This is a genomic window from Streptomyces sp. NPDC055078 (assembly GCF_053607985.1).
Genome location: NZ_JBSGUP010000557.1, coordinates 1 through 5,534 on the forward strand (window position 1 = coordinate 1; position 5,534 = coordinate 5,534).

The following is a 5,534-nucleotide window of genomic DNA, read 5'->3' on the forward strand; positions in this document are numbered from 1 at the left end:
ATCTTGGGGATCACGGCGCTGAAGGCCGAGTCCTCGATACCGGAACCCCGGGCATGCATATGCGGGCCGCCGACGACCTTGCCGGTGGTGGAGTCGACCACGACGAAGACGGAGATGATGCCCTCGTCGCCGAGGATGCGGCGGTCCTTGAGGGAGGTCTCGGTGACATCGCCGACGGAGAGGCCGTCGACGTACACATATCCCGCCTGGACCTTGCCGACGATCCTGGCCTTGCCGTCCACCAGGTCGACGACCACGCCGTCCTCGGCGATGACGATGTGGTCCTTGGGGACACCCGTCAGGGCGCCGAGTTCGGCGTTGGCCCGCAGATGGCGCCATTCGCCGTGGACCGGCATCAGGTTCTTCGGCTTGCAGATGTTGTAGAAGTACAGCAGCTCGCCGGCGGAGGCATGGCCGGAGACATGGACCTTGGCGTTGCCCTTGTGGATGACGTTCGCGCCCCAGCGGGTCAGGCCGTTGATCACGCGGTAGACCGCGTTCTCGTTGCCCGGGATCAGGGACGAGGCCAGGATGACCGTGTCGCCCTGGACGATCCGGATCTGGTGGTCTCGGTTGGCCATCCGGGAGAGGGCGGCCATGGGTTCGCCCTGGGAGCCCGTACAGACGAGGACGACCTGGTGGTCCGGCAGATCGTCGAGGGTTTTGACGTCCACGACGAGACCGGCCGGGACCCTGAGATAGCCGAGGTCACGGGCGATGCCCATATTGCGGACCATGGAGCGGCCGACGAAGGCGACGCGCCTGCCGTACTCGTGTGCCGCGTCCAGGATCTGCTGGATGCGGTGCACATGGCTGGCGAAGCTCGCCACGATGATGCGCTTCTGCGCGTTGGCGAAGACCTGGCGCAGCACGTTCGAGATATCGCGCTCGGGCGGGACGAAGCCCGGGACCTCGGCGTTCGTCGAGTCGGACAGCAGGAGGTCGATGCCCTCCTCGCTGAGCCGGGCGAAAGCGTGCAGGTCGGTCAGCCTGCGGTCCAGCGGGAGCTGGTCCATCTTGAAGTCGCCCGTGTGGACGACCATGCCCGCGGGGGTTCGGATGGCGACCGCGAGGGCGTCCGGGATGGAGTGGTTGACCGCGATGAACTCGCAGTCGAACGGGCCGATGCGCTCCCGCCGGCCCTCGCTGACCTCCAGGGTGTACGGACGGATCCGGTGCTCCTGGAGCTTGGCCTCGATCAGGGCGAGGGTCAGCTTGGAGCCGATGAGCGGGATGTCCGCCTTCAGCCGCAGCAGAAAGGGAACACCGCCGATGTGATCCTCATGGCCGTGGGTGAGGACGATGCCCTCAATGTCGTCAAGTCGGTCCCGGAGCGTGGTGAAGTCGGGCAGAATCAAATCGATTCCGGGCTGCTCCTCCTCGGGGAAGAGAACGCCACAGTCGACGATCAGCAGTCGGCCGCCGTATTCGAAGACCGTCATGTTCCGGCCGATTTCGCCGAGCCCGCCGAGCGGGGTGACGCGCAGGCCGCCCTTGGGCAACTTCGGGGGGGCGCCGAGTTCAGGATGCGGATGGCTCAAAAGACTCTCCTCACCACATACGCCACGTACCGCTGAGGCACGTGGCGTACATGACATTCGTGCACTTGCTGTTGTCTGGGTCCGGCCGAGCGGCCGGATTCTGCTGGTATTCAGTTGTGAAGTCTGCGTTTCAGAGCTGTACCCCACCGGCCGCGAGGTCGACCTTCAGCTGGGCGGTCTCCTCCGGGGAGAGGCCCACGAGAGGGAGCCTGAGGGGCCCGGCGGGCAGGCCCTGGAGGGTCAGCGCCGCCTTGGTGGTGATCACGCCCTGGGTGCGGAACATGCCCGTGAAGACCGGGAGCAGCCGCTGGTGGATCTCGGTGGCCTTCTGCACGTCGCCGCTCGTATGCGCGTCGAGAAGGGCGCGCAGCTCCGGTGTCACGACATGACCGACGACGGAGACGAAGCCGACCGCGCCGACCGACAGGAGCGGGAGATTGAGCATGTCGTCGCCGGAGTACCAGGCGAGTCCGCTGCGGGCGATGGCCCAGCTGGCGCGGCCGAGGTCGCCCTTGGCGTCCTTGTTCGCGACGATACGCGGGTGCTCGGCCAGGCGCACCAGGGTTTCGGTCTCGATCGGGACACCACTGCGGCCCGGGATGTCGTAGAGCAGCACGGGCAGCTCTGTCGCATCGGCGATGGCTGAGAAGTGCTGGAAGAGGCCGTCCTGCGGGGGCTTGTTGTAGTACGGCGTCACCGCGAGCAGGCCGTGTGCGCCGCTGCGCTCGGCCGTGCGGGCCAGTTCGATGCTGTGGCGGGTGTCGTTGGTGCCGATGCCCGCGACGATATGGGCCCGGTCTCCGACCGCTTCCAGTACAGCCCGTACGAGCTGGTCTTTCTCCGCGTCGCTGGTGGTGGGCGACTCACCGGTGGTGCCATTGATGATCAGACCGTCGTTGCCTGCGTCCACCAGGTGGACCGCAAGGCGCTGCGCGCCGTCGAGGTCGAGTGCGCCGTCCGCCGTGAAGGGCGTGACCATGGCGGTGAGGACCCGCCCGAAGGGGGTCTGCGGAGTGGAGATCGGAGCCATGGGTAACACGCTACTCGTTGCTCAGCACGCTGTGTCCCCTCTGGGACGTGACGTACGACGTGGGCGGTAGAACCCGGCACTGCCTGCTCGGGGGTTCAGGCAGTGCCGGGTCCGTTTGATCAGCCTAGATGAACTTCACGAAACATCGCAATGCGGACACTTCGCCGCGCGAAACCGTACATCTGTGCTTCCGTGCAGCCCAGAGGGGGCGATCGCCGCGCGCGTCGGGCGGTGGGGGTCAGGGAGCGATACGGCCATTCGTGTTGAAGGCGGCGTGCGTGAGCGGCATGAGCTTCGCCCAGTGCTCCTCCATCCGCTCGCCGACCATCTCGATCTCCCGCTGCGGGAAGGTGGGGACCGTCGCCTGCTCGTGCTGGGTGCGCAGGCCGAGGAAATGCATCAGCGAGCGGGCGTTGCACGTCGCGTACATGGACGAGAAGAGACCGACGGGGAGGACGGCGCGGGCGACCTCGCGGGCGATGCCCGCGGCGAGCATCTCCTGATAGGTCTCGTACGAACGCCGGTAGGAGTCCTCCATCGCCTCGCTGACGATCTTGTGCTGTTCGGGGCTGCCGTCGATGAAGACGTACTTGCCGGGACGGCCCTCCTGGACGAGCTTGCGGTCCTGGCCGGGGACGTAGAACACCGGCTGGAGCTCCCGGTAGCGGCCCGACTCCTCGTTGTACGACCAGCCCACGCGGTGCCGCATGAACTCACGGAAGACAAAGATCGGGGCGCTGATGAAGAAGGTCATCGAGTTGTGCTCGAAGGGGCTGCCGTGGCGGTCCCGCATCAGGAAGTTGATCAGCCCCTTCGAGCGCTGCGGGTCCTTCTGGAGCTCCTCCAGGGACTGCTCACCGGCCGTGGAGACGCGGGCGGCCCACAGCACATCGGAGTCCGATGCGGTGTGCTTCACGAGTTCCACGGTGACATCACCGCGGAAGCTGGGTGTCGCGGTCTCGGCGGGAGTGTCGGTCACCGGGAGGGTCCTCTCTGTGGCTGAGCTGGGCGGCAACCACTCTAATCGACCCGGCTCCGCCCCTCTCCCGGCGGAATCGGTGGCCGATTCGGGGAAATCGGGCACCGATTCGACGTTCTGTTCGTCTGTACGGGTAACAGCTGTACGGGTGGTCCCATCCGTCGCACAGATCAAGCCGCACAGATCAAGGAGAGTGTCCTGATGCTCCGCCGGCGAGAGGCCGTCCCGTTCTCGTTCATATCCGAGGCCGACAGCTTCCGCAGTAATGTCACTCCGCCGCCGCGCCAGCGTCCGAGCGTCTCCCAGCTCACGGGGCGTACGTTGATCGGGCTGACGGTTGTGGCCGGGCTGGTCGGCTCCCTGCTCTTCGGACTTCCCGCGCTGGAGTCCACCGCGGGCGCCGGTCAGGCCCAGCAGTCCGAGGCGTCCGAGCGCCGCTGACTCGTACGGCCCCCTGGGGTGGTCGGCCGGTCGGCACCTCGGTAGCCTCACCCGTCACAGCCCCCGAGTGTGCTGGTGAGTGAGGATCAGTCGTGCCCCTGCCTTTCCTTACGGCCGACCGTGCGTTTGACGCCCATGCGGACGATGTCGCGCTGCCCTTCGATGATCACGACCAGTGGCGGCGCCCGTACCGTCCGGGCCCCTGGCGGGTCGGGGCGTCGGCCGTACTGCTGCTGCTCGCCTCGTTCGTCCTGCTCGCCACGATGATCATCGCCTTCGCCGGCGAGCTGTCTGCGGCGGGTCTCTGTCTGGTGCTGGGGCTCGCGGTGATCACGACAGCGCTGCGGCTGCTCCGGATGGGGGTATGGGTGAGCAGGCACGGGCTGCGCAGGGTCGGCTTCTTCCTCACCACCACGGTGGAGTGGAGCCAGGCGTCGGAGGTACGGACGGTGCAGCAGCCGGTGCGGTGGCTCGGGCTGCCGCGGACGGTGCAGGGGCAGGCGCTGCTGCTCGTCCGGAGCGGTGCGGGCAGGCGGGGAGAGCCGCTGGCGCTGCTGACGGATCACAACGCGGACTTCTTGTCGCGAGTGGAGGCGTTTGATCGGGCGGCGGATGCGGTGGAGGTGTGGGCGGCGGAGTATCGGGGCGCGTGACCGGGCCTGGGGCGTGCCCCTGGGGGCGTGCGGGAGTGGCGCGGGTTCTTGTCGGGGCTCCGCCCCGTGCCCCGCTCCTCAATCTCCCCCAGGGCTTCGCCTGGGAGGGACCCCCAGGAGGGGCTGGAAATTACCCCCTCGGGACGCCCAGGCCCACGGGCCGAACGCCGCCTCAATCGCCGGCGAGGCTGGAAGATGCCTCCCCCTCAGACCATGAGTGGAGGGCGATGGCCTTCTGCATGGCTTTGCGGGCGCGGGGGGTGTCGCGGGCGTCGTGGTAGGCGATGGCGAGGCGGAACCAGCAGCGCCAGTCGTCGGGGGAGGCTTCGGTCTCGGCGCGGCGGCGGGCGAAGACGGTGTCGGCGGATTCGCGGTCGATGCGGCCGCTGGGGGTGCGGGTCAGTTCGTCGACGGGGAGGCCGCCCTCGGCGTCGAGTTCGGCGGCGAGGCGGTTGGCCTTGGTGACGAACTGGGTGTTCTTCCAGAGGAACCAGATGCCGATGACCGGCAGGATCAGTACGGCGAGGCCGAAGGAGACGGTGATCAGGGTGCCCTGCTGGATGAGCATCAGGCCGCGGCTGCCGACGAGGACGAAGTAGACGACCAGGGCGGCTGCCGTGGCGAGATAGGTGATCTTGGCGCGCATGGGGTGCTCAGCCGAGGTCGAGGAAGTGTTCCAGGCCGAAGGTGAGGCCGGGGGTGGACACGACGCGGCGGGCGCCGAGCAGGATGCCGGGCATAAAGCTGCTGTGGTGCAGTGAGTCGTGCCGGATGGTGAGGGTCTCACCCTCGGCACCGAGAAGGACCTCCTGGTGGGCCAGCAGGCCGCGCAGCCGTACGGAGTGGACGGGGACGCCGTCGACGTCGGCGCCGCGGGCGCCGTCCAGGGC

The 5,534-nt window shown here is 67.9% G+C and carries 7 protein-coding genes; 2 read left to right on the plus strand and 5 right to left on the minus strand.

Features of this window, described 5'->3' with window-relative positions:
- The 3 genes from ACWF94_RS31865 to thyX all read right to left on the minus strand — a co-directional run.
- Window positions 1-1,541, minus strand: a 1,541-nt coding sequence (locus tag ACWF94_RS31865) for a ribonuclease J (protein ID WP_453496378.1), incomplete at its 3' end; no start/stop codon positions are given.
- 130 nt (window positions 1,542-1,671) lie between these two features.
- Window positions 1,672-2,571: a 4-hydroxy-tetrahydrodipicolinate synthase gene (gene dapA, locus ACWF94_RS31870; RefSeq protein WP_453496381.1), complete on the minus strand. Its 900-nt coding sequence runs from the start codon at window positions 2,569-2,571 to the stop codon at window positions 1,672-1,674.
- 238 nt (window positions 2,572-2,809) lie between these two features.
- On the minus strand, window positions 2,810-3,550 hold the full coding sequence (thyX, locus tag ACWF94_RS31875) for an FAD-dependent thymidylate synthase (protein ID WP_453496384.1): 741 nt from the start codon (window positions 3,548-3,550) through the stop codon (window positions 2,810-2,812).
- A gap of 201 nt (window positions 3,551-3,751) precedes the next feature.
- Here thyX and ACWF94_RS31880 point away from each other — a divergent pair, with 201 nt between their 5' ends.
- Complete coding sequence (locus tag ACWF94_RS31880; protein WP_453496387.1) at window positions 3,752-3,991, plus strand: hypothetical protein; 240 nt, start codon at window positions 3,752-3,754, stop codon at window positions 3,989-3,991.
- Between the two features lie 92 nt (window positions 3,992-4,083).
- A complete protein-coding gene (locus ACWF94_RS31885; RefSeq protein WP_453496390.1) occupies window positions 4,084-4,644 on the plus strand; it encodes a hypothetical protein in 561 nt (186 codons plus the stop codon).
- 172 nt (window positions 4,645-4,816) lie between these two features.
- On the opposite strand, the gene ACWF94_RS31890 is transcribed toward ACWF94_RS31885, so the two are convergent.
- Both ACWF94_RS31890 and ACWF94_RS31895 read right to left on the minus strand, forming a co-directional pair.
- Window positions 4,817-5,290 carry a hypothetical protein gene (locus ACWF94_RS31890; protein ID WP_453496393.1) on the minus strand — a complete coding sequence of 158 codons (474 nt, stop codon included), beginning with the start codon at window positions 5,288-5,290 and terminating at the stop codon, window positions 4,817-4,819.
- A gap of 7 nt (window positions 5,291-5,297) precedes the next feature.
- A partial coding sequence (locus ACWF94_RS31895) for a dihydrodipicolinate reductase C-terminal domain-containing protein (RefSeq protein ID WP_453496396.1) occupies window positions 5,298-5,534 on the minus strand: 237 nt, incomplete at its 5' end.

Excerpts from the sequence above, each read along its gene's own strand:
- dapA (WP_453496381.1), bottom strand. The coding sequence starts at position 2,571 with ATGGCTCCGATCTCCACTCCGCAGACCCCCTTCGGGCGGGTCCTCACC.
- ACWF94_RS31880 (WP_453496387.1), top strand. The coding sequence starts at position 3,752 with ATGCTCCGCCGGCGAGAGGCCGTCCCGTTCTCGTTCATATCCGAGGCC.
- ACWF94_RS31890 (WP_453496393.1), bottom strand. The coding sequence starts at position 5,290 with ATGCGCGCCAAGATCACCTATCTCGCCACGGCAGCCGCCCTGGTCGTC.